The organism is Colwellia echini (assembly GCF_002843355.2).
In the GTDB taxonomy this organism is placed as follows: domain Bacteria; phylum Pseudomonadota; class Gammaproteobacteria; order Enterobacterales; family Alteromonadaceae; genus Colwellia; species Colwellia echini.
The window spans coordinates 1-428 of the sequence record NZ_PJAI02000108.1; the positions used below are offsets into that span (position 1 = coordinate 1).

The window sequence follows — 428 nt, forward strand, 5'->3', positions numbered from 1 at the left end:
GTAATTATTTCTTGTACTGCACCTAGGATTTCAACACGTTTAATTGAATCAATACCTAAGTCTGCTTCCATATCCATGCCAAGCTCAAGCATTTCAGTTGGATAACCTGTTTTATCGGCCACCACTTCCATCATCACTGTTTGAATATGATCTAAATCGATAGTTACTTCAGAAACGGTTTTCACTTGTATATCTGGCGTTTGTGAAACAACATTTGAAACAGCTGTTACCTTGCCTTGCATATAAGAAACTATCTCCCCAAGGGTTCTGAGCTCTGCTAAATCTTCTGGATTAAGCTCAGGTAAGTCAGTAATTATTTCTTGTACTGCACCTAGGATTTCAACACGTTTAATTGAATCAATACCTAAGTCTGCTTCCATATCCATGCCAAGCTCAAGCATTTCAGTTGGATAACCTGTTTTATCGGC

General features: G+C 38.3%; 1 protein-coding gene. It reads right to left on the minus strand.

Annotation, left to right across the window (positions count from 1 at the left end):
• A partial coding sequence (locus CWS31_RS17450; RefSeq protein ID WP_148747799.1) for a phosphopantetheine-binding protein occupies nt 1–428 on the minus strand: 428 nt, incomplete at both ends.